The organism is Clostridium sp. CCUG 7971 (genome assembly GCF_017590215.1).
In the GTDB taxonomy this organism is placed as follows: domain Bacteria; phylum Bacillota; class Clostridia; order Peptostreptococcales; family Peptostreptococcaceae; genus Faecalimicrobium.
The window spans coordinates 13,294-37,887 of record NZ_JAFFPK010000002.1 but is presented as its reverse complement, the minus strand read 5'-3'; the positions used below and the strand labels follow the sequence as shown (position 1 = coordinate 37,887).

The window sequence follows — 24,594 nt, the reverse complement described above, 5'->3', positions numbered from 1 at the left end:
TATTAATTGTCACCTCCAACTAAAACCCCTGCAGCTTTTGCAAGTTCTAGAACTCTCTGAGCTCTTTCTATGATTGGCTTATCAACCATTTTTCCATCTACTGTAAACACACCTAAGTTTTGCTCTAAAGCTTCTCTAGTTGCATCCACTATGTTTTGAGCTTTAGCTATTTCTTTTTCACTTGGTGTAAATACATCATGTATAAGCTCTACTTGTCTTGGGTGAATTAATGATTTACCACCGAATCCCATTCTCTTTATAAGATTAGCTTCTTTTAGGAAACCTTCATCATTGTTTATATCAGAATAAACTGTATCTAACACTTCAAGTCCACAAGCTCTAGCTGCCATTGCCACCATTCCTCTAGCAACATATAGTTCGTCTCCTTCTGGTGTTCTTGTAGTTTTCATACTTGTTACAAAATCTTCTCCACTTATAGCCATACCTATTAATCTTTTTGTAGGTGACTTAGCTATATTAAATGAATTCATAACTCCAAGTGCAGTTTCTATTGCTACCATTATTTTAGTAGAACCAACTTCCCTTTTACACTCTTTTTCTACTCTTTCTATTTCAGCATCAACAGCCATAACATCTTCAACTGATTCAGTCATTGGTATTCTTACTACCTCTACTCCACCAGTTACTACAGCTTCTATGTCATCTTTCCAAAATTCTGTAGCAAGTCCATTTATACGAACTACAGTTTCTATATTTAATTCTTTATAATAATCGCTTAATTTTTTTAACATATTATGTACTAAAAATCTTGCAGAGTCTTTCTCTGTTATTGCTATTGCATCTTCTAAGTCAAACATTACTGAGTCTGGCTTGTATATATGAACATCTCTTATTATTCCTGGATTATTACCTGGAACAAATAACATTGAACGTCTTAATTTCATTAGTTCTCTCCTTATATCCATTTATATTCACTACATTGTGCTGAACGATAGACAGCAGTTTGAACCCTACTTTGTATAACTGGATCTATTGCTCCCTTATCATTTGCAAATACTTTCGCGTCTGTAACATTAAGTGCTTTTAATGTCTCTGCGATAACGTTTTCAATTTGTTCGCCAAACTGAGCCATCACAGTACTTTCTAGCTCTATAGATATTCCATTATCACTTGGCTCTAATATGATTTGAATATCACTTGATTCTAATGTCCCAGCACTAGCAACTACCTTTAATTCCATAGCTAGTATTCCTCCTGTAATTTTTATTAAGTATACATACGTATACCTGTATACAATTACGTTTTATTGTATACCATTTTTCTGATTTAATTATATAAGATGTATTTTTTTTATTCAATATAATTTTAACGATATATAAAATACATCTTACAAAAACGTTGATTTTTCAACATTTTTCTCAATGTTCTTTTGGTGTTTTTCTAATAACTTATATTTTATTATCTAAGGCATAGCTTTATTTTTCACCATTAAAATAAAGCTATGTACTGCTTTTTAATTAAGCAGTACATAGCTTTTTTATAATTTACTTATAATTTTAAAATATAAAATCACTGTCTTCTAATTCTTCATAAACTCCTTTTTGATATCCATTACCTTTAGTTGAGAAAAAATCATGAGTTTTCGTTTCTGTACTTAATCCATTTAAAACTATCGGGTTAACAGGATTTACTTTATAGTATTTAGGAAAGTCTAAATTCTCAAGTGCTTGATTCGCATTATACTTTAAGAAGTTTATTACCTCATCAGAAAGATTTGTACCTTTGTATATTAATCTCGTATAGTTTTCTTCATTTTCCATAAGTTCACGAAGTATTTTATACATTTTATTAGTTACTTCTTCTTGTTCATAAACTTCTAATGAATTATATATTTCTTGTGCAAGTAATCCTATATACTTTCCATGTAACGATTCATCTCTTAGTATTAAAGATATAATCTCTCCACTAGCTACCATCTTTCCTTGACCTGCTAGATATAGAGGGTAGAAAAATCCACTATAGAATAAGAAACTTTCTAAAAATACGCTTGTAACCATTGATAAATATAAACTTTTTTTATCAGTTGTATTTTCATATTGTCTTAAAACTATTTCTGCTTTATTTTGTAAGGTAGGTTCAGTTTCTATCCACTCAAATAATTCATCTATTTCAGCATTTGAAAGTAATGTTGTAAATATAGAAGAATAGCTCTTAGCATGAATTTCTTCCATTGTTCCCATAAATGAAAGTACTGCTTTTCTTTGTAAGTCTTCTGTTAGGCTCATCATTGATGGTATTCCATTATTTCCTTGTTTTGTATCTAATAATGTTAATCCACCTAATACTTTTTTATATAAATTCTTTTCATCAATATTTAAGTTTGACCATGACTTTAAATCTTTAGATATTGGTACTTCCTCTGGAAGCCAAAATTGCTTAACATTTTGTTCCCAAAATAATTGTGTAAAATCATCATCTTCTCTGTTCCAATTAACAGCCTTATGTATAAATGTCATATTTACCACCCTTTCTATACAGAACATGCCACGCATTCATCAACAGATTCTCTTAACATTTTCGTTCTTGTGTAATAAAGACTCTTTAATCCTTTTTTATAAGCATATATATAATATCTTGCAATATCTCTTGTAGTTTTATCATCTGTTACAAATAGCGTAGTTGAAATTCCTTGATCTACATGATTTTGCACAACTGATACCATATCTATTACCTTAAACATATCCATTCTATATGCAGATTGATAATATAGTACATTTTCATTAGTTAAAAAAGGCATTGGATATATTGTTGTAGAATCTCCATAAGTTCTAACCTCTATTTGTTCTGTTATTGGCATTATACTTGAAGTTGCATTTTGAACATAACTAATACTTTGAGTTGGTGCTATTGCCATTAAGTATGCATTGTATATCCCTTTTTCCTTAACTTCCTCTAATAACCTTTCCCAGTCTTTATTGCTTGGTATATAAATACCTTCAAATAATTTTTTCACTTTATCAGTTTTAGGTAAATAGCTTTCTATATAATATTTTTTAAGAACTTCACTTTCTTTACCTTTTGCATATTCAGATTTTTCAAAGCCTTTAAATGTTTCTCCTTTTTCAATAGCTAACTTCATCGACGTTTTTATAGCATAGTATCTAATCATTGCAAAGAAAGTATTTGAAAAGTCTAACGCTTCACTTGATGTATATAATATATCTTCACTCATTAAATATCCGTGTAAATTCATAGCTCCAAGACCTACTGCATGTGACGCATTATTCCCATTTTTTACTGTTGGCACTTCATCTATACTTGTTTTATCCGAAACTACTGTAAGGGCTCTTATTGCCGTATCTACTACATTTTCTATATCTTTATTCTTCATTACATTATAAATATTTAAAGAACCCAAATTACAACTTATATCTTGTCCCCAATTATTTTCACCTTTATACCCAACTATATCTGATGGAGTTTGATATTGGAAAATTTCACAGCATAAATTAGACATTCTAATTTTTCCTAAATCTTTTAGAACATGTTCTTTATTTGCGCTATCAACAAACATTACATATGGATACCCGCTTTCTTGTTGGGTTTGAGCAATTCTTGTTAATATTTTTCTTGGGTTTATTTCCTTTTTTCTAATGTCTTTATCATTAGCTAATTTTTCATACCACTCATCCATATTAATATCATCAATGTTAACTCCGTATTTTTTAAATACAGTATGAGGATAAAATGCATATGCTACTTCATTTTTTTGTGCTAATTCCATAAATTTATCTGGGATAATAGCTCCAATTGATAATGTTGCAAGCCTTATTTTTTCGTCAGCATTAATCTTTTTAGTATCCATTAAAAGCTCAAAATCTGGGTGTAATACATTTAAATATACCGCTCCTGCACCTTGTCTTGCTCCCATTTGATTAAAATAACTAAATGATTGTTCTAACATTTTAGCTACACCAACTACTCCACCACTTGCTCCTTCAATTCCTTTTATACTTTCTCCACTTGCTCTAAGTCTACTTAAATTTAGCGCAACTCCACCACCAATTTTAGATAAGTGATTTGCAGAAGCTACAGCATAAGATATACCTTCACAACTATCTTCAATAGAAAGTAAGAAACAACTCACCATTTCTCCTGCTCTTGCTCTTCCTGCATTTAAAAATGTTGGCGTTGCAGGCTGAAATTCTTGTTTAATTAATTTATCTGAAATTTTTCTAGCAAAATCAACATCTCCATCAGCTAATGCTAATGAACATATTAATACCTTATCTTCATAACTCTCTAAAATTTCTTCTCCATTATTATCCTTTAAAGCATAGTTTTCAAAAAACTTGCTTGAGCTCATATAAGATTTAAATTCAAATTCTTGAGATTTAATATTTTTATAAAGTTCTTTTATAAATGATATATCGTATTTTTCTATAACATCTTTTGAGTAATAATTATTTTTAACTAGATAATCTATTTTTTCTTCAATATTGTTAAAGTGCTTCATTCTAATTTCTATTGATTCATTAATATATACATTAAGAGCTTCTTTATCTTTTTCTAATTGAAACTTACCATTATCATCTCTTATGATAACTTGGTTATTTAATTCTATCCACTTCATACTTATCATTCCTTTTACCGTTTTTTATGATTTTTATGAGACATTATTCTCTTAACCATTGCAATTACTAGCTTATTTATAATCTTCAGTAAAACAAGCAGTATATACTATATGTAGTGCTCATTTGTTTATTTTAAACTATATATAGTATTTACTTCAATGTTTTTTGGTAATATTTTTCCTTAAAATTTTCGTAAATTACGTTTAATTTATATATAAATGGGTAGTTAAAATAAATATCAGATAAATTTAAATTTTTTAAAGGTTTATTTTAAATTAAGTCTAATATATATAAAGTAAATATTTTTCTTCTTATGTCTTTAAGGAACACTAGTTAGTGTTCTTTTGTTTTATTTTTGTACTTATTAATATATTTATTTTTACTAAAACATTAGACTTTAGTATAAAAAATAAGAGCACCTTAAGGCGCTCTTATTTTTTGTATATGTTAAATATTTTTTTAATATAATCATAATCTATATCTCTCATATTAGATATTATTATATCTGATAAACTTAAATCTTGTTTACCTGAATCTTTGTTAAAAAATCCTATGCATTTCATATTAGCAGACTTTGCTGCAAGTACTCCATTTTTAGAATCTTCTATTACAATACATTCTTCACTATTTACACCTAATTCATTTGCAGCTTTTAAGAATATATCTGGAGATGGCTTTGATTTTTCAACACTTTCTCCAGTAATTAATTTATCAAAGTATTTATATATACCAGTACTTTTAGTTACATCTAATATATCACATATTGGAGATGATGAAGCTAATCCTATTTTTATATTATTTTGCTTTAAATTCTCTAATAAACTTTCTACATTCTCTATTAATTCATATCCATCTCTTTTTATAATAACATCTTTTAATATCATCATATTCTCTATTAATTCATTTGTATCTATATTTATAGAATACTTTTGTTTTAGTAGTTCCCATGTACACTCATTAGTCATTCCTATATATTTTTCATATTCTTTATAATCTATATCATGACCATTTTCATTTAATATTTCTTTTGTAACTTTATAGTAAACTGGCTCTGTATTAACTAATACTCCATCCATATCAAAAATAACGGCTTTTAACATATCTATGCCCCCTTTAATATTTAACTTCCAATTACTCCATATGTTATAACCTATATAATATAAATATATTCATCTTAAAATTTAAAGTGTGGTTTAACATTTTTATATTTTAAGTGAAATAAAAAAGTATAGAATAAATATCTATTAGATATTTTCATCTATACTTTATAATACTACATTATCTACTAAATACCTTTATTCTCTGTAGCTTATTGATAGAATTTCTCACTACATTATAACATTGATATTTTATACTATTCTACTAAATTAAATATTAAAGTAACTATAAATAAATCACCTATTATTTCAATATCTAAGCTTCCATCTTGAAGTTCTACAAATCCCTTAGCTATTGATAATCCTAGGCCTGATCCTTCTATATTTCTTAATGAATCTCCCCTTGTAAATCTTTCTGTTATTTCTTTTGGATTAAAATTAAGAGGATAGTTAGATATATTTTTCATAGTTATATTTACTTTATTATCTTTTGTAATCATGTCTATATATACTCTAGTACCTTCTAATGAATATTTTAAAATATTTGATATAAGATTTTCAAACACTCTCCAAAGCTTTCTTCCATCAGCCATTATATAAACTTCTTTATCTGGTGTATTTATAATAAAGTCTAATTTAGTTTTTTCTATTTCTTCTTCCATTTCTACTATACTTTGTGTCAGTAATTGATTTATATCAGTTTTTTCTAAATTAACTTCTATATCATTACTACTAACTTTTGATGCTTCAAATAAGTCATCTATTAATACTTTAAGCTTTTGCGTTCTATTATCAAGTACCTTTACGTAATCTTTTACGTGTTCTGGTTTTATATCTTCTTTTTTCATTAAACTTATGTAGTTTATTATAGCTGTAAGTGGTGTTTTTAAATCATGACTTACATTTGTTATAAGCTCTGTTTTCATTCTTTCACTTTTTAATCTTTCTTCTACAGCTTCATTTATAACTTCACCTAAGCTATTTATATCTTCTACTAATTCTTTGAACATATCATTTTCATTTACTTCTATTTTATAATTAAAGTTACTTTTTTTAAATTCATTTAATGAAGTTTGTATGTCTGTGATTTTTTTCATTTTTTTAATTATTATTAAAGCTAGTAATATATTTCCTAATACAATACCTATAAACATGATTATTATATATTTATTATACTCTAACATATACGAAATAAAATATGGTATGCCATACTTTAACGTATACGTAATAAAATCTGATATACCACTAATACTATTCGTTCCATACATAGTATAAAGTATAATAAATAATACTATAATCTGTATTAATGTAAACAGTATTGCAAATTTTGTTATTACTATTTTATTTTGTGAAATACGTTCTTTTTTATATAACATTTTAAACGCTTTACTTTTATTAACTAAATCCTCTATATTTTTTATATCTATTACTGTATATATAAAATAGTATATATCTAAAAGCAAAATTGTATTAAATAATATATAAAAACCATGGTATTTAAACATATTTAATAATATTAATGATATAACCCCTATTATAAATAAGCCCTCTAAATTAAATATTTTACTACTTTTTGATTTAAAATATAATTTATGCTGTTCTATGTAATCTTCATTATTTTTATAATTCTTTTTTATCTTAATCATATTATTTATATAAAGCAGAAAACTACTTAATAAAACTACTGCTGCAATTATTCTAGAGCCTAGAAAAATCATCGCTTCTCTATTACTTTTTATATTGTCTTCATATAATAATTTAACTCTATCCCCATTTTTATCATAATCACTTTCTTTTATTTTCTCAATACTTGGTATTGCTATATATGTAGTTACATCTTCTTTTTTCGCGTCTACTATGTTTCCATAATTATTTGTAATATAATTTTCTTTCTTTCCGTTTTTTATTTTTTTTAAAGTGTTATTTTTGAAATTAAGCTCTAAAATATACGGAAAATCCTTTGTTATCTTATTAAACTCTTCTATACTATTAGTACCATTATTAGAATAAGTCTTTTTACTATCATTATTTACTACAAATACTTGTGCACTTTTAAACTCTTCAATCATAGTATTTGATTTATTTCTATATGCCAACATATTTTCACTTGCATTATCTCCAACTACTGTATATACAGAACTTGTACCTATATCATATATTGCTCCTTCTAATTGGTAGCTTCTATAAAAATCTTTATTATTACTATACCAATACATATAATTAGATATTAAATCTACTCTAAAAATCATTACTGATATACAAAAACACATAATGGCTACTAATATTTCTTTATTTATTTTAAATTTTATATCCAACACCCCACACCACCTTTATATATTTTGGATCTTTTGTGTTTATCTCAGTTTTTTCTCTTATCCTTCTTATATGTACTGCAACTATCCTGTCACAATTGTATCCTAGCTCTTCCCAAACATTTTCATATACCTTCCTTGAAGAAAATACCCTTCCTTGATTTCTAAGTAATAGTTCTAGTATCTTATACTCAATAGGAGTAAATTTTACTAATTCTCCATCTACAGTTACCTCTTTACTAATATTATTTAATTCCAGTTCTTTATATCTTAAAATATCACTACTTTCCTCAGTATAATTTCCTAAACTTGTGTATCTTCTTAAATTAGACTTTACCCTTGCAACTAATTCAAGTGGATTAAATGGCTTCGTTACATAATCATCTGCTCCCATATTAAGACCTATAATCTTATCTGTGTCTTGTGTCTTTGCAGATACAAGTATTATTGGTATATTTTTTTCTTCCCTTATTTTTAATATTTAGTTCCTAAATTATTAAGATTTTATTAAGATTTTTTAAAATAAAAAAGAGCTGAAAAAATCAGCTCTCTTTTCTATTTCTATTCTCCAGCTATTGATAAACCTTCAACTATTACAGAAGGTGAACCAACATTACTCATAGGGAATGTTAAATCACTACCTACTTCAGCTATATTTTTAAGTAACTCAAAGTAATTTCCTGCTACAGTTATTTGTTCAACAGGGAATGATTTTTTACCATTTTTTATATAAAATCCTTTAGCTGCTAATGAAAAATCTCCACTTACAGCATTTGCTCCAGAGTGTAGACCTGCTAAATCAGTTATCATTAAACCTTCATTTATTTCTTTCATTAAATCATCTAAAGACTTTTTACCTTTTTGTAAGTATAAATTACTTTCAGATACATCAACAGATGATGCGTATGAAGATTTAAATCCATTACCTGTAGTCTTTACTCCTGCCTTATTTGCAGTTTTTAAATTGTGTAGTAATGTAATTAGCTCTCCATTTGAAACTAATTCTTTAGTAAAAGTGGCTACCCCTTCATCATCAAAAGGAGCTGATGCTAATCCATCATCTAATAGTGGATCATCAACTATAGTAACTATTTTTGATGCTATCATTTCCCCTTCTTTATCTTTCAAAAGCGATAACCCCTTTTGAGCTGCATCTGCACTAAAAATCCCAGCAAAAGTCTCAAGAAGCTGAACCATCGCTTCGTTGTATATTATAGTTTTATAGCTTCCAGATTTTACACTCTTTCCTCCCAGCTTAGATAACGCTTCATCAACACCTTGCTTAGCAATCTTTTTAGGAACTACTTCATCTAAAGAGTTTGCTACTACATATCCTACTCCATCATTTTTTCCACTCTCATCTTCAACTATAGCTACTACATATGATGTAAGTATATTTCCTTTATTCGTAAGTTCTAATCCTTTAGTATTGTATATTCCATAATTTGATGAAGAGTATGATATTTTACAACCATTTAAATTTACAACTTTTTCTGAACACTTTTTAGTTTCTTTTTCTAAATCAAGAACTAATTCTATCATTTTAGCCGGGTCTATATTTTCAAGTTCTTTTGAATATGTTTTAACATTACTATACTCTTTATCTCCTTCATATATAAACTGAACATCATTATTTTCAATTAAATTAGCACTACTCTTAGCATTATTTATTAGCATATTTATAGCATCTTCATCTAATATTTCGGTATATGAATATCCCATTTTCCCATCTATTTTTCCCCTAAATGATAACCCAAATGATTTAGATAAATTGTATTTTTCAACTTCTCCTTCGTAAACACTTATGCTTATGCTTTCACCATAGCTATAATAGATTTCACACTCTTTAAATCCTTCTTCAATTGCTTTTTTAAATAATAAATCTTTAAATTTTATAAAGTTCATATTAGTCCTCCTTTCTTCCACCAACTGTTATTTCTCTTACTCTTATCATAGGCTGACCTACATTTGTTGGTATACTTCCAGATGATGAACCACACATACCTTGAGCTTGAGCTAAGTTATTCCCAACCATATCGATATCCATAAGTACGTCGCTACCTTTACCTATTAAACTAGCTCCTCTTACTGGTTCTACTATCTCACCATTTTTAACTAGGTAACCTTCAGATACTGCAAAGTTAAACTCTCCTGTTACTGGGTTTACAGAACCGCCTCCCATTTTCTTTGCATATAATCCATTATCTATTGATTTTATTATATCTTCTGGCTTATCTTCACCTTTTGCAATATATGTGTTTGTCATTCTTGAAGTTGGAGCAAACTTGTAACTTTGTCTACGAGAACTTCCAGTTGACTCCATTTTCATTCTTCTTCCATTTAATTTATCTATCATGTATGATTTTAATATACCATTTTCTATTAGTACATTTCTTTTAGTTGGAGTTCCTTCATCATCTATATTTGCTGAACCCCAATGATTCTTAAGCGTTCCATCATCTATTGCAGTTACTTTACTTGATGCAATTTGATGACCTAGCTTATCTGCAAACACAGAGTTCCCTTTAGCAACAGCTGTAGCTTCAAGAGAGTGACCACAAGCTTCATGGAATATTACTCCTCCAAATCCATTGTCTATTGCTACTGTCATTTTACCAGCAGGACAATTTCTAGCATTTAGCATAGTATATGCTACTCTTGATGCTTCTTTTCCATAATATTCTGGGTCTATATCTTCAAATATCTCAAATCCTTTACATCCTCCAGGACCTTCAAATCCAGTTTGATTTTCACTTCCCTTTGATGCTACAGAACTTATACCAAGTCTTGTTCTTATTCTTCTATCTTCAACGTATAATCCCTCAGTGTTTGCTATTAAAACTTTTTGATCTTTATCTGTGTAACTTATACTTACTTGTGATATATCTGTGCTATACTCTTTTGCATTTTTATATGCAGTTTTCATTACATTTATTTTCTTTTGATAGTCTACGCTACTTGGGTATAGTTTTATAGGGTTTATATCTGTTAAAATTTTATTATTATTTAGTACTACCATTTTTTCTTCAGATAAGCTACCTAACGCTAGTGCTGCTTTATATGCAGTATCAAGCATACCACTTAATGAATTATCATTTGTGTATGCATAAACACTCTTAAATCCTTTAAATATTCTTATTCCAATACCATAGTTTCTCCCACCTAGAGCATTTTCTATTTTATTATCTATTAATCCTATTGAGTTAGTGATTGTATCTTCTTCAAATATTTCTGCAAAATCTCCACCTGTAATTAAGCACTTTTCCAGTACTTGTGTAGCAATTTCTCGTAAAATCATAACTTCCTCCAATCTATATTTAGATCTTTATTTCATTTTAGTATTAATTATATCTTTTATTTCTATAATTATCCAATAAAATTTATATGTAATCATAATATATTTATTTAGCATATGTATTAGACTTAGCTGAGATAAATTATAAAACTATATCATCTAAAATTAGTATACATTCTTATATGGATTTCCAACATTAAATATATTTAATATATTTGAGATATCAGATATAAAATTATCTGCTTTTATTGATATACTAACTATTATAAAAATTAAAGTTATTATAGAGACTAGTGTACTTATTTTTATTATTAAATTTCTTTTTTCAATATTTTCTTCTTGTTTTTTCGCTTTATTTATTTTATCTAATTCTCTTTTTCTCTTCACTCTTTGCAAACTACGATTCATTTTATTACCACCTTCTAAGTTTTATTATAATAATTAATATCATTTTATCCTTAAGTTAAGCTTAACTTTGTATTGTTTTCATAAAAAAAGACCATATTAAAAATTTTAATATAGTCTTTTTTTATTATGAAAACTGTGTGATTTATCTAAATTTTTACTTTTATTTCTCTTTCATAGCTTTATTATACATATTGTATGTTAACCTACTGTTTACTATCTTTTTAATTTATATGTTTTGCCAGTTATAATTATTAAATTGTTTCAAATAATATTAATAGCTTCTTTTTAGTTAGTACTTTTTTAGTTGATCTTAATATTTAAAAAGGAGTCGTAAAATACGACTCCTTCTTTTATATTTACTTAGATACCTTTTTTAATTCAGCTATAAATCCTAGTACTGACTCTTTAGTTGTTGCCCATGAAGTTACTAGCCTTATAGCAGTATTTTCTTCATCAACTTTAGACCATATACTGAATGCATAATTATTTTTTAGTAAATTTATTACATCATTATTAAATATAGGGAATACTTGATTAGATGGAGAATCTACTAAATATTTATATCCTAATTCATTTATTCCATCTCTTAAAATATTAGCCATTTCATTTTCATGTCTTCCTATTTCAAAGAATAAATCTTCTTTAAATAGTTCTAAAAATTGTATTCCTAATAATCTTCCTTTAGCAAGCATAGCTCCTTTTTGCTTTAAGTAATATCTAAAATCTTCTTTAAGAGATTCTTTACATATCACTATAGCTTCCCCAAATAATGCTCCATTTTTAGTTCCACCTATGTAAAAAGCATCTGTCAAATTACTTATATCAGATAATGTCAAATCGTTTTCTCTACAGCATAAGGCAGAACCAAGTCTTGCTCCATCCATATATAAAATTAAATTGTTCTCTCTACAAACTTTATTTAATTCTTCTAATTCACTTTTAGTATATATAGTTCCTATTTCCGTTGAGTTTGATATATAAACAAGTTTTGGCTTTACAACATGCTCATTAGTGTGCTTAGAAAGTGCATATAATACATCTTCTTTTCTTAACTTCCCATCTTTTACATCAACTGTTATAATTTTATGGCCTGTAGCTTCTATTGCTCCTGTTTCATTAGCAAATATATGTCCTGTATTTGCAGATATTGCTGCTTCATGTGGTCTTAAAAATGCTGATATAGCAGTTAAATTAGTTTGTGTTCCTCCAGGTATAAAATGAATATCTACATTTTCATTTTGTAATTTTTCCTTTATAGCTGTTACCGCTTTTTCACAATATGTATCTAAACCATAACCTTCACTTTGTTCTAGATTTGTTTTAACTAAAGCTTCAAGAATTTGTGGATGTGCTCCTTCACTGTAATCACTTTTGAAACTATGCATATCTGATCCCCCTCTTTTGTATAAATTAAATATAATTTTATATTAACATTATTTAGAATTAGTATCTATATCATATACAATTATTTTTCTAATTCTTCAATCATATTTAAATTATTTCTATTAATATATACCGTCGTTTCTAATTGTATCCATAGATAAAATTTTGACTTTAGCCAAATTATCTTAATTAGTCTCTGATGTAGTTAATCATTACGGCTCCATTATAAACTTTAGATTCTCTTAACTTGAGCTTTAACTCTTTGCTTCCTTCTTTAAATAAAGATATACCTTCACCTAAAATAGTTGGTATAACTGTTATAATATATTCATCTATTAAGTTTACCTCTGTTAGATGTCTTACTAACTCTGCCCCACCAACTATCCAAATATCTTTACCTTCTCTTTTCTTTAAATTGTTTATAAAAGCACATATGTCCTCTTTTATAAATTTAACATCTTTATTATTTTCAATATCCTTACTTGTAAACACAAAACTATCTATGCCTTCATATGGCCAAACACCAACACTTAGTTCATTTACAACTTGGTCGTAAGTTGTTTTCCCAAGTATAACAGTATCTATTCCTTCATAGAAGTCCTTATATCCAAAGTCACTATCTGGTTCACTTCCATCACCACAAAGCCAATCAATATCTCCATTTTTTCTTGCTATATATCCATCTAAGCTCATTGCTATATATAAAATTACTTTTCTCTCTCTTTTCATAATTTTGTACCCTTTCTTTTTTTGATTATTTTAATTATTAACTTACTTACAAAACATATTATACTAAATAATAGCTGACATCTTATATCATATTTGAAATGAAAATTTATGAAATCTTACATCCTTAGAATAATATAAATAAAGCTAGGAATATTCCTAGCTTTATTTATATTAAAGTATAATTATATTTTATTATATAAATATTTCTATTTAATATCTTCTTCTCTTAATATATATAAACCATCCTAATATGCATACCACAGCTCCTATTGTTATATATTTAAAAGTATTTTTACTTTTTTTATTTGATATTTCTCTCTTTCCTTCTGACATTATAGTATCTACTTCTTTTTCTGTATATCCTTGTTCTTCTAACTCTCTAGCTATATCTTGCTCCGTTACTCTATCTCTATTATTAAATACTTTATCTAGTGCATAATAATAAAACCATGCATTATTTGTTGAGAAAAAGTTATTTTTGCTATAATTTTTATAATAGCTTGGCTTGTACGTTGAGCTATTATTTGCTGATGTATTATCTTTCTTATTTTTATCTATAGTTTTAGGCTTAACTGTAAAGTTTGCACTATCTGCTTTAAGTGAAGATTTATTAGAATCTGCATTTACTTTTTTTGTATTGCCAGCAACTGCAGCTGCTCCAGCCATAGAACCAACCTTTAGAGCTGTCTTTGCTTTATTTTTATCACTTTCTTTTTTTGATTTATCTGTTAAATTATTACTTTCTTCATCTTTTGAATCAGATTTATTTTTGCTAAAGTTTCCTGATTTTACTTTATCAGTTTTATTAGAACTAGACTTAATACTTGGCGAGTCATTACTTGTATTTTTTTTAGTTGATTGATTAGGTGATTCTTTCGAATTAAACGACTTTAATTCATCTTTAGTTGATTTAACTTTAAGTGAAGACTTTGATTTACTACTTAAACTACTTCCCTTATAAGATGAACTAATACTACTTTTTGATGCTCTAGATGACGAGCTTCTACCTATTTTTGCTTCCACCACTGTTGGCATTGCCAATAATATACAAAGAATTATTGATAAAACTTTGCTGATTGTTTTTTTATTCATTATTACTTCCCCCACAATATATAAATTACATATAACTTATATACTATAATACTTTGTATTTTTTGTCTTGCAGTTTTTGTTATTTATTTTATAATTTTATTGATTTAGTCGCAATATATGTATCTATATGTTTATCTAACAAATCTCCTCCTGAATTATCCTCATAAAATCCACTGATTAAAAATCCCGCATCTATTTGATCGCCAATCTGACTTTGAAGTGAGTGCCCAAATTCTAAAGTATCATTTGTATCTAATCTTTCTTTTAATTGATCTTTTGGCAATTGCTCTATATCAGAATATGGAATGTGACTTTTAATAATTAATTTATTATTTTTTCCCATTCATATAAATCAAAAATTTCATCCTTAAACCTTGATTAATGATTACTTAAAACTAATAATTTTTTTCCTTTGTTCATTTACATTAACACTTTCTTTTGTACTACAAACAAATGTAAATATACTTAATAAGCTTGTTATTGATATTATTACTATCTTTTTTTAATCAAAAAAACCTTAACCGCTCTCCCTTTTACTTTTAACATACAAATATAACATCTTGTATTAATCACTTTCTTCTCTTAATAAATTTGTAATAATTATAGTTTTATGTTATAAATTCTTAATTATTTAGGCTGTATTTTGTAAATTCACACTATAAATGTGTATGATATAATAGTTTTCAAAGGGGTGAATCAAATGAATAAAAGCGTACTAATCGTGGATGATGATAAAGAAATAGTAGATGCTATTGAATTTTATCTAAAGCCAGAGGGCTTTAATACATTTAAAGCTTATGATGGTCTTGAAGCTATTGAAGCTTTGATAGAAAATAAAATAGATCTAATAATAATGGATGTTATGATGCCAAATATGGATGGTCTAAAAACAACTTTAACAATTAGGGAAAATAACAATATTCCTATAATACTTTTATCCGCTAAAAATCAAGATATGGATAAAATTTTAGGTCTTAATATGGGTGCTGATGATTATGTCACTAAGCCATTTAATCCATTAGAGCTTATAGCTCGTGTTAAATCTCAGCTAAGAAGGTTTATAAACTTAAATACTATGAAAAATAACAATACTATAATTGATAGTAATGCTATCTTAACTAGTGGAGGACTTTCTTTAAATAAAGATAGCAAGCAAGTTACTCTAGATGGCGAAGAAGTAAAGGTTACTCCTATTGAGTTTAAAATATTAGAGCTTTTACTTTCAAATAAAGGTGTTGTATTTTCATCTAAGGATATATATGAAAAAGTTTGGGAAGAGGTTGCTTATAACTGTGAAAAAACTGTTGCTGTGCATATAAGAAGGATTAGAGAAAAAATAGAAATAAACTCTAAAGATCCTAAATATTTAAAGGTGGTGTGGGGAATTGGATACAAAATTGAAAACATTAATTACTAATAACTCTAGTCTAAAACTATTTGCTAATAATTCTAAGTTAAAGCTCATATCATTAACTTTACTTTTTTTAAGCGTATCAATATGTTTTGAAGCTTGCTTTAATTTATTATTTAGCTTTGGTAATTTATATAATACATCTTCTATAGCTAAGTATATATTCTTTGGACCAGTTGAAAGGTATTCAAATTTTGATATTATATATACTGTAAAAGCTCTTGCTTTTACTACTTGCATTTTGTCTATTATATTATTTATAATTTATAGATTAAACAAAGATACTGATAATAATTTTTTAGATAATATTTTTAAACTATTATCAAAACTCTCAATAGATAGTATTTTCTTATTTATAATTTCATTATTTTTAATTAGATATTTCTTTTGGAACAACACTAGTTCGTTTTATGATAACATTTTAATTATATTTAATTTTATAATTTTATGGTCAGTTTATTTTACTTATAATAGTTTTAAACTTTATAATGAAAACTTAAAAGATAGGATTATTATTTTGAAATTTTTCCAAAATATATTAAATAAACATAACGAAAAATCTTTTAATAAAAAGTTAAAGTCAGTTTTTGTAGTAGCTATAGTTATCCAATTTTTACTATCTTACATATTTTTTAGAGCAGTTTCCTATTACGCAGAAGCTTTAGTTCCTTCAATAGTTCTTTCTATTTTTAATATTATCTGTTATTCATATATATATCATTTTTTAAGTAAAAAAACTAATTATATAAACTACTTATCTACTAATATTAAAAATATTGAATCTGGAAATTTAGAATATAAATTAGACGTAATAGGAAATGATGAAATAACTTCTATTGCAAGTAGCATAAATAATTTAACAGATGGCCTTGAAAATGCATTAGAAGAAAAACTTAAAAGTGAAAAAATGAAAACAGAACTTATCACAAATGTAAGCCATGATTTAAAAACTCCACTAACTTCTATTGTAAGTTATATTGATATACTTAAAAACAATGAACTTGATTTAAAAACTACAAAAGACTATATAAATATATTAGACAGAAAGGCTACAAGACTTAAGACTTTGGTTGAAGATATATTTGAAGCCTCTAAAATAAATAGTGGTGATATAGAGCTTTTTATAGAAAAAACGGATGTTAAAGAACTTCTTATACAAAGTATTGTAGAGCTTGAAGATAAAATAGAAAAATCAAAACTTGATTTTATAATAAACACGCCTGATGACTCTGTTTTTGCTAATATAGATGGTAAAAAAACTTTTAGGGTATTTGAGAATCTTATAAATAATATAACTAAATACTCTCTTTGCGGCACTAGAGTTTATATTGATTTAGATATTGTTGATGATAATATAATTATTACTATGAAAAACATATCTAATCACAAGTTAAATATAAGTTCAAATGAACTTTTAGAGAGATTTGTTAGAGGAGATATATCTCGTAATACTGATGGAAGTGGACTTGGACTTTCAATATCTAAAAATTTAGTTGATCTTCAAAATGGTACTTTAAATTTAAATATCGATGGTGATTTATTTAAAGTTGTTGTAAAGTTTAAATCCATAAACTTATAATTGTTATTTAAAATTTTTTATACTCTATTTTATATAAAAAGGAAATTAAATATAAAATAATTCTGATTTTTTAATTGCTTTTTATTTTATTGTATCCTACACTTAACTTGAAAATTTTTTGAGATAATTGGTATTTATGGGGGATTAGAATATGAAAAAATTAGCTGTAGCAGACCGTTCTTTATGTAAAAATTGCTTGTCATGTGAATTAGCTTGTTCTCAAGCGTTTTACAAAACTTATGGAGACTCAACAACTTGTATTAAAATTGACACAAAGAAAGATAATTCTATACTTGTAAAAGTTTGTAATCAATGTGGCCTATGTGCAAAAAAATGTCCTACGGGAGCTATAACTCAAAATGCTAAAGGTGTCTACATGATAAATAAAAAATTATGCACTGGGTGTCTTACTTGTGTTGATGTCTGTCCAAAAAATGTAATGGCAAAAGTTGAAGAAAGACCTGTTCCAAGCAAATGTATTTCTTGTGGAATTTGCGTTGATGCCTGTCCTATGGGTATCCTTGAAATTCAGGAAGCATAATCTTAACAATACCTACATAATAATTAAAATCAAAATGGCATGAGTATTTAATATACTCACGCCATTTAATCTATTCTATAACTATTCAGATTTTTTATATTCACCATATAATTTACCACACTTAAGCATTATAATAAATATACTTAGCATTAAAATACCTTTTAATATACTACTTAAACTAATACTCCACCATACGCCATCTAGTCCAAGTATTTGTGGTTTCGATAAAAAATAGGCTGCTGGTACTCTTGCACCTGTTAAAATTGTTATTATTAATGCTGGTATAAATGTTTTTCCAAGTCCTTTAAATGCTCCTGTTGTTATTATTTCTAAGCACATAAATAACTGAGAATATCCTAATATCTTAAGATATATAGTCCCTTCTCTTATAGCATCTGGCTCTTGTATAAATGCACTAAATATATATTTCCCAAAGAATACTAATATTAGTGTATTAATGATACCGAGTATTAAAGCTATTATTAAAGTTATTTTGCAACCTTTATTTATTCTATCATATTTTTTAGCTCCATAATTTTGGCCTACAAAACTTCCAAGTGCTACTGCAAGTCCTTCTGCTGTCATCCACGTGATAGATTCAATTTGAGACCCTACCTTTTGAACTGCTATTGCTACTGGTCCAAATGCAGCAACAACTACTCCTATTAACATAGAAAATACAGTAAACATACCACTTTGTATAGCAACAGGAAGCCCTAATTTGCATAGTACACTATAATAATTTAATTCTATATCTTTAAATAATTTCACTTTGAAATATTCATTTTTATTTTTTACGATTATAATTAAAAATGATGTAGCCACAACTATTTGTGCAATAACTGTAGCTATTGCAGCACCTACTACTCCAAGCTTTGGAAACCCACCAAGTCCAAGTATTAATACGGGGTCTAATATAATATTTGTAACTAGCCCTATAGTATTAATCTTAAAAGGAGTTTTACTATTTCCAAGACCATTAAATATTGCTGTAAATACTGGATTTATAAAATAAAATACCATTCCTAGTGCAACTATTACTAAATACTGTCTAGACATATTAATAACTTGTGCATCACCCAATCTAAAGAAACCTATTAATTGTCTATTAAATAAAACTAAAAATATAGTATATAATACCGATAAAATAATATTTATTTCTATAGCTGCTTTTATAAATGATTTTGTTGATTTTATATCACCTTCACCTATACTTTGTGCTACTTTTACTTCTCCGCCTATTTTAGATATAGTTATAAATGCCATAGCAAGCCATGGGAAAAATCCAGCTGTACCAACAGCAGCCACTGCACTACTTCCAGCTTTGCCAACCCATATCATATCAGTTAAGTTATAAGCCATTTGTATAAATGATGTTCCCATTATTGGAAGTGCTAATTTAATTAACTTACTTGCAATTTTTCCTTGTGTTAAATCAATTCTGCCTTTCATATTATCTCCTTATTCAGTTTTTAATAGTTTTATATGTTTTGCTAATAAGTTTTAATTATACCCTAAAAATTCTATATTAAATATAGAAATATATAAAAATACCTTGTAACAATTACAAGGTACTTTTATATTAATATAATCTAGCTTTATTAACTAATTTATTATAAACATTTAGCATATGTTTTTCATCCGTACAACTTTCTATATCCGATATATTAATCCATTTAACACCACTATTTTCATCCTCTTTGACAAATAATTTTTCACTTTCATCTGCTTCCAGTACATAGGCTATTGATAAGTGTAAATGAGATGCAACATATTTTCCTCTTTTAATATGAGCGATTACAGGTAGTATATCTATACAGCATATATTATTAGTTACTGGTACTACATTCTTAATGCCAGTTTCCTCTTTTGCTTCTTTTACAGCAACATGCAATAAATCACAATCACCATCAGCATGACCACCAGTCCATCCCCAAGAATTATAGATATTATGGTGAATCATAAGTACTTTATCTCTATTTTTATTTACAATAAATCCAGAGCTAGTAATATGTGCTACTTCATTATCTCTAGTTAATATATCATCATTTTCTTTTATACATTTTAATATTATTTCTTTATCTTTTTTTCTTGTTCATCAACAGGAACATATCTCTCTATTTCCTCAATCCAATTCATGCTACACCCCTTATTATTTTGAGTTTTTCATATATTGTATTGCCTTTAATGTACCCATTTTAGAATGGTCAAATGTAAGTCCACCTTGGAAGTATACATTATATGGAGGTCTTATTGGAGCATCTGCACTTAATTCTATAGAAGAGCCTTGAATAAATGCACCTGCAGCCATTATAACTTCATCATCATAACCTGGCATTGCCCATGGCTCTGGCTTAACATACGAATCAACAGGAGCCGCTGCTTGTATTCCTTGACAAAAAGCTATAACTTCTTTAGCATCTTTAAGTCTTACTATTTGTATGATGTCACTTCTAACATCATCATACTTTGGAAGAACATCATATCCCATTTTTTCAAATGCTCTTGCACAGAATATTGCACCCATTACAGCTTGAGATACAACGTATGGAGCCATGAAAAATCCTTGAAGTACACTTCTACTAGTTCCAAATGTTAATCCACATTCTTTACCTATTCCAGGAGAAGTTAATCTATATGATATAAGTTCAACTAAGTCAGCTCTACCTGCTATATATCCACCAGTTAAAGCAAGACCTCCACCTGGATTTTTAATTAATGACCCAGCCATTATGTCTGCTCCAACATCAGTTGGTTCTTTAGTTTCTATAAATTCTCCATAACAGTTATCAACCATAACTATAAGATCTTTATTTATAGATTTTACAGTATCTATTACTTCTTTTATATCTGCTATTGTAAGTGATTTTCTCCAAGAGTATCCTTTAGATCTTTGAATCATAACAAGTTTTGTTTTATCATTTATCTTTTCTTTTATTCCTTCTAAGTCAACATTTCCATCTTCTAAGAAATCTACTTGATTATATGTAACTCCAAATTCTTTTAAAGAACCTTTTTCTTCTCTTATTCCTATAACACCTTCTAATGTATCGTATGGTTTTCCAGTTACTGAAAGTATTTCATCACCAGGTCTTACTATACCTTGTAAGCAAAGTGTAAGAGCATGAGTACCATTAACTATTATCGGTCTAACTAAAGCATCTTCTGCACCAAAAACTTCAGAATATATTTCTTCTATTTTTTCACGTCCAATATCATTATATCCATATCCTGTAGTCCAGTTAAAGTGATTATCACTTAGGTGAGCATTTTGCATAGCTTTCAATACCTTATACTGATTGTATTCTCTTACTTTTTTTATTTCTTCAAATCTACCTTTAATGTCATCCATAACACCTTCAGATAATTCAAATACCTCATCATCTAATTGATAAAATCCTTTTAATAACTCTTTTGTTTCGTTTAGCATATTTTTCACCTGTCTCTTTTAATTTTAACATTAAAATTTTATCACACTAAATAATTTAGTTCAAGTTATCTGGCATTTACTAGAATTTTTGAATATGTTCTTACTAAATATATAAATATAAAAATGCTACTATAATTTTTTATAGTAGCCATTTTTATATTTATATACTATATATTTACCACAATTTTTTTGACTACATCCTTAGGCATTAGTTTCCATATATACTTTGATAATGAAAAATCTATCATACTATGTATTATGGTTCCTATTCCAACTAGTCCTAGTATTGAAACAATAAACCCCTTATCATAATAACCTTGAGATAAAGAAGACCCTAAATAAAATGGTATTACTATTAATACTTCCCCTATTGCATGTATTAAAGAAACCGTAAAAGAGTAAATTAACGATGATTTACCTTCCTCAATTATATCTTTATGTTTTTTTAAATATATTGATCCTACTATAACAAATATTAAATGACTTAATGCTCTTAACACAACCGTAATTGGAAATCCTCCCAATAAAAAACCTATAGTACTGCCAACTGTAACAAATATTGCTGTACCTGGCGAAATAAACATAGCTAAAAAAATCGGAACATGGCTAGCTAATGTAAATGATGCAGGCTCTAATATTATTTTAATTGGTGAAAACATAGGTATTATAATTGCAATAGAACATAAAATTGCTGAAATAACAACAGCTTGAGTGTTTACTTTTTTATTCATATCTTTATCCCCCTTATTTAAACTGTATATACACCAGTAATTACAGTTTAAATAAAAAGAATGTTCTTGTCAATATTATAATAAATATCCTTTCGATTCTAAGCTTTTTATAATTTCATTAAATGATACTTCATCCCTACATTTTATTGTATGTAAATGTATACCATCAGTTAAATCCGCTAAAGGGTTTACTATGTCAGATTTAAGTTTTTGAATAAATTCTTTTACATCACGTCTAGATGATAAATATAAATCTCCAGTTATTTGACCATATAGACAGTGTTCAACCATTACATTTACTACAGTTGCACCTTCATCAACTATTGAGTTAAGTTCATCTTCAATGTACTCCTTGCTATGTTTACAAGCTATAGTTTTTAATATATAATCCTCACTTTCTTTCTTATCATTTAATATATATCCTTTTGATGTTGATATAATATCTTCACCTGCAGCTTTAAGTATTGCAACATCCCCTACTATAACTTGTCTACTTACATTTAATTCACTTGCTAAACTTGTACCACTAACTGCTTGTTTAGAATTTTTTAATATTTTTAATATATTTTCTCTTCTACTTAAAACGCTCATTTAACATTTCTCCTTAATTTAAATACTATAAATCTATTATAACATTTGCTTGTAAAATTAAAATAAGACTACTATTTAAATTTAGCAGTCTTATTTTAATTTATATATTAAATTATCTATGGTTATTGTTATTATTTCCTTGTTGATTATTATTTTGTAAGTTTATATATTTTCCAGGTAATATAGTGGAAACAGCATGTTTGTATATCATGTTTTGTTGTCTGTTATCCCCTTCTAACATTATTATATAACTATCAAATCCTTTGACAATCCCCTTTACTTGTACCCCATTCATTAAATATATAGTTACAGGTATTTTTTCTTTTCTCGCATTATTTAAAAATAAATCCTGTAAATTTAAAGCTACATTTTTCATTAGATATCCTCCCGAAATTTAAATTAATAAATTAATATATTTTTTATTTTTTTACTATTTCTCTATTCTTATATTCTATACATATTATACCATATTTTCAATATGCTTGATTATATCATCTTTAAGTACTTTGCTATCAGTATAACTATCTAAGTCAAACCATTTTGCATTTTCGTATCTTCTAAACCAAGTTAATTGTCGCTTGGCATATCTTCTTGAATCTCTTTTTATTATTTCAATAGCTTCATCAAGTTCATATTCGCCTTCTAAGTATTTGATTATTTCTTTATAACCTATGCCCTGCATAGATATCATATCTTTAGTATATCCCATACTAATTAATCTTTTTACTTCTTCAATAAGCCCTGACTCCATCATAATATCTACTCTTTTATTTATTCTTTGATATAGACGCTCTCTATCTCTATTTAATACTATTATTATAGGCTCGTATCTATCATTAAATTTTAAATCATTAGAAAAATCATTCATTTTTTTACCACTTAATGCCACTTCTAAAGCTCTTATTACTCGCTTTGTATTATTTTTGTGTATTCTATTTGCACTATCAAAATCAAGTTCTCTTAATTTATTGTGCATATAATCGATACCATTTTCTTCAAGCTCTATTCTTAATTTCTCTCTAAGTTCATTATCAGCATCAGATTTTGCAAAATCCATATTATATATTAAAGAGTTTAAATAAAGTCCAGTACCTCCAGTTACCAGTACTTTCTTTCCTTTTTCATTTATTTCTTTAATATATTTATTTGCTCTATCTTGAAACTCTGAAACCGAAAATGTAAAATCTGGAGTAACTTCATCTATTAAGTAATGCTTAATTCCATTCATTTCTTCTTCCGTTACTTTTGCACTACCTATGTCCATATACTTATATATTTGCATAGAGTCTGCTGATATAATCTCGGCATCTAGTTCTTTTGATAAATTTATTGATAAATCAGTTTTACCAACAGCCGTTGGGCCTGTAAGTATTATAATTGGTGTCTTTTTCATAATGTTC

Annotated in this window: 23 protein-coding genes and 2 pseudogenes; 3 read left to right on the top strand and 22 right to left on the bottom strand. The window is 27.1% G+C overall.

The annotated features are described in order from the left end of the window. Positions 1-2 precede the first annotated feature (2 nt). The 14 genes and pseudogenes from JWF52_RS00335 to JWF52_RS00270 form a co-directional block, all read right to left on the bottom strand. The gene (locus tag JWF52_RS00335) at positions 3-905 is read right to left on the bottom strand and encodes an aldolase/citrate lyase family protein (RefSeq protein WP_208331384.1); all 903 of its coding nucleotides are present in this window, start codon (positions 903-905) and stop codon (positions 3-5) included. Positions 906-916: 11 nt separating this feature from the next. Continuing rightward, positions 917-1,201, bottom strand: coding sequence for a citrate lyase acyl carrier protein (gene citD / locus JWF52_RS00330; protein WP_042274784.1), 285 nt, complete (start codon positions 1,199-1,201; stop codon positions 917-919). A 316-nt stretch (positions 1,202-1,517) separates the two neighbouring features. Beyond that, on the bottom strand, positions 1,518-2,477 hold the full coding sequence (gene nrdF, locus JWF52_RS00325; protein WP_208331383.1) for a class 1b ribonucleoside-diphosphate reductase subunit beta: 960 nt from the start codon (positions 2,475-2,477) through the stop codon (positions 1,518-1,520). Positions 2,478-2,491: 14 nt separating this feature from the next. Beyond that, positions 2,492-4,603 (bottom strand): class 1b ribonucleoside-diphosphate reductase subunit alpha, encoded by a 2,112-nt coding sequence (nrdE, locus tag JWF52_RS00320; RefSeq protein WP_286183923.1) that lies wholly within the window; start codon positions 4,601-4,603, stop codon positions 2,492-2,494. A 423-nt stretch (positions 4,604-5,026) separates the two neighbouring features. Continuing rightward, entirely contained in the window at positions 5,027-5,695 is a 669-nt protein-coding gene (locus JWF52_RS00315; protein WP_208331382.1) for an HAD family hydrolase, read from the bottom strand. Positions 5,696-5,949: 254 nt separating this feature from the next. Next, positions 5,950-8,010 carry a sensor histidine kinase gene (locus JWF52_RS00310; RefSeq protein WP_208331381.1) on the bottom strand — a complete coding sequence of 687 codons (2,061 nt, stop codon included), beginning with the start codon at positions 8,008-8,010 and terminating at the stop codon, positions 5,950-5,952. Beyond that, positions 7,991-8,482, bottom strand: a pseudogene (locus tag JWF52_RS00305) (winged helix-turn-helix domain-containing protein); the annotation flags it as partial. The pseudogene JWF52_RS00305 and the gene JWF52_RS00310, both read right to left, overlap by 20 nt. A gap of 83 nt (positions 8,483-8,565) precedes the next feature. Then, positions 8,566-9,909 carry a TldD/PmbA family protein gene (locus JWF52_RS00300; protein WP_208331380.1) on the bottom strand — a complete coding sequence of 448 codons (1,344 nt, stop codon included), beginning with the start codon at positions 9,907-9,909 and terminating at the stop codon, positions 8,566-8,568. A gap of 1 nt (position 9,910) precedes the next feature. Continuing rightward, on the bottom strand, positions 9,911-11,302 hold the full coding sequence (locus JWF52_RS00295; protein ID WP_208331379.1) for a TldD/PmbA family protein: 1,392 nt from the start codon (positions 11,300-11,302) through the stop codon (positions 9,911-9,913). Between the two features lie 162 nt (positions 11,303-11,464). After that, positions 11,465-11,707 (bottom strand): hypothetical protein, encoded by a 243-nt coding sequence (locus JWF52_RS00290; protein ID WP_208331378.1) that lies wholly within the window; start codon positions 11,705-11,707, stop codon positions 11,465-11,467. Positions 11,708-12,063: 356 nt separating this feature from the next. Beyond that, complete coding sequence (locus tag JWF52_RS00285) at positions 12,064-13,092, bottom strand: threonine aldolase family protein (RefSeq protein WP_208331377.1); 1,029 nt, start codon at positions 13,090-13,092, stop codon at positions 12,064-12,066. A gap of 187 nt (positions 13,093-13,279) precedes the next feature. Further along, on the bottom strand, positions 13,280-13,819 hold the full coding sequence (locus JWF52_RS00280; protein ID WP_208331376.1) for a dihydrofolate reductase family protein: 540 nt from the start codon (positions 13,817-13,819) through the stop codon (positions 13,280-13,282). Positions 13,820-14,029: 210 nt separating this feature from the next. Then, positions 14,030-14,911, bottom strand: coding sequence for a hypothetical protein (locus tag JWF52_RS00275; RefSeq protein ID WP_208331375.1), 882 nt, complete (start codon positions 14,909-14,911; stop codon positions 14,030-14,032). 88 nt (positions 14,912-14,999) lie between these two features. Beyond that, positions 15,000-15,194 (bottom strand): hypothetical protein, encoded by a 195-nt coding sequence (locus JWF52_RS00270; RefSeq protein WP_208331374.1) that lies wholly within the window; start codon positions 15,192-15,194, stop codon positions 15,000-15,002. A gap of 417 nt (positions 15,195-15,611) precedes the next feature. On the opposite strand from JWF52_RS00270, the gene JWF52_RS00265 reads away from it, so the two are divergent. After that, positions 15,612-16,328: a response regulator transcription factor gene (locus JWF52_RS00265; protein WP_208331373.1), complete on the top strand. Its 717-nt coding sequence runs from the start codon at positions 15,612-15,614 to the stop codon at positions 16,326-16,328. On the opposite strand, the gene JWF52_RS19105 is transcribed toward JWF52_RS00265, so the two are convergent. Beyond that, positions 16,278-16,562 (bottom strand): hypothetical protein, encoded by a 285-nt coding sequence (locus JWF52_RS19105; RefSeq protein WP_286183922.1) that lies wholly within the window; start codon positions 16,560-16,562, stop codon positions 16,278-16,280. The two genes, JWF52_RS00265 and JWF52_RS19105, sit on opposite strands and share 51 nt — an antisense overlap. 277 nt (positions 16,563-16,839) lie before the next feature. On the opposite strand from JWF52_RS19105, the gene JWF52_RS00260 reads away from it, so the two are divergent. Beyond that, complete coding sequence (locus JWF52_RS00260) at positions 16,840-17,901, top strand: HAMP domain-containing sensor histidine kinase (protein WP_286183921.1); 1,062 nt, start codon at positions 16,840-16,842, stop codon at positions 17,899-17,901. A 151-nt stretch (positions 17,902-18,052) separates the two neighbouring features. After that, positions 18,053-18,442: a 4Fe-4S binding protein gene (locus JWF52_RS00255; RefSeq protein ID WP_208331372.1), complete on the top strand. Its 390-nt coding sequence runs from the start codon at positions 18,053-18,055 to the stop codon at positions 18,440-18,442. Positions 18,443-18,523: 81 nt separating this feature from the next. On the opposite strand, the gene JWF52_RS00250 is transcribed toward JWF52_RS00255, so the two are convergent. The 7 genes and pseudogenes from JWF52_RS00250 to miaA form a co-directional block, all read right to left on the bottom strand. Then, positions 18,524-19,894 (bottom strand): MATE family efflux transporter, encoded by a 1,371-nt coding sequence (locus JWF52_RS00250; protein ID WP_208331371.1) that lies wholly within the window; start codon positions 19,892-19,894, stop codon positions 18,524-18,526. Positions 19,895-20,024: 130 nt separating this feature from the next. Further along, positions 20,025-20,581 (bottom strand): annotated as a pseudogene (locus tag JWF52_RS00245) (NUDIX hydrolase). A 13-nt stretch (positions 20,582-20,594) separates the two neighbouring features. Beyond that, positions 20,595-21,872, bottom strand: a complete 1,278-nt coding sequence (locus JWF52_RS00240) for a methionine gamma-lyase family protein (protein ID WP_208331370.1) — start codon at positions 21,870-21,872, stop codon at positions 20,595-20,597. A gap of 167 nt (positions 21,873-22,039) precedes the next feature. Continuing rightward, complete coding sequence (locus tag JWF52_RS00235; RefSeq protein ID WP_208331369.1) at positions 22,040-22,603, bottom strand: hypothetical protein; 564 nt, start codon at positions 22,601-22,603, stop codon at positions 22,040-22,042. Between the two features lie 75 nt (positions 22,604-22,678). Beyond that, positions 22,679-23,194 carry a transcription repressor NadR gene (locus JWF52_RS00230; RefSeq protein WP_208331368.1) on the bottom strand — a complete coding sequence of 172 codons (516 nt, stop codon included), beginning with the start codon at positions 23,192-23,194 and terminating at the stop codon, positions 22,679-22,681. Between the two features lie 112 nt (positions 23,195-23,306). After that, the gene (hfq, locus tag JWF52_RS00225; protein WP_208331367.1) at positions 23,307-23,570 is read right to left on the bottom strand and encodes an RNA chaperone Hfq; all 264 of its coding nucleotides are present in this window, start codon (positions 23,568-23,570) and stop codon (positions 23,307-23,309) included. Between the two features lie 84 nt (positions 23,571-23,654). Then, the gene (miaA, locus tag JWF52_RS00220) at positions 23,655-24,587 is read right to left on the bottom strand and encodes a tRNA (adenosine(37)-N6)-dimethylallyltransferase MiaA (protein ID WP_208331366.1); all 933 of its coding nucleotides are present in this window, start codon (positions 24,585-24,587) and stop codon (positions 23,655-23,657) included. Positions 24,588-24,594: the final 7 nt, after the last annotated feature.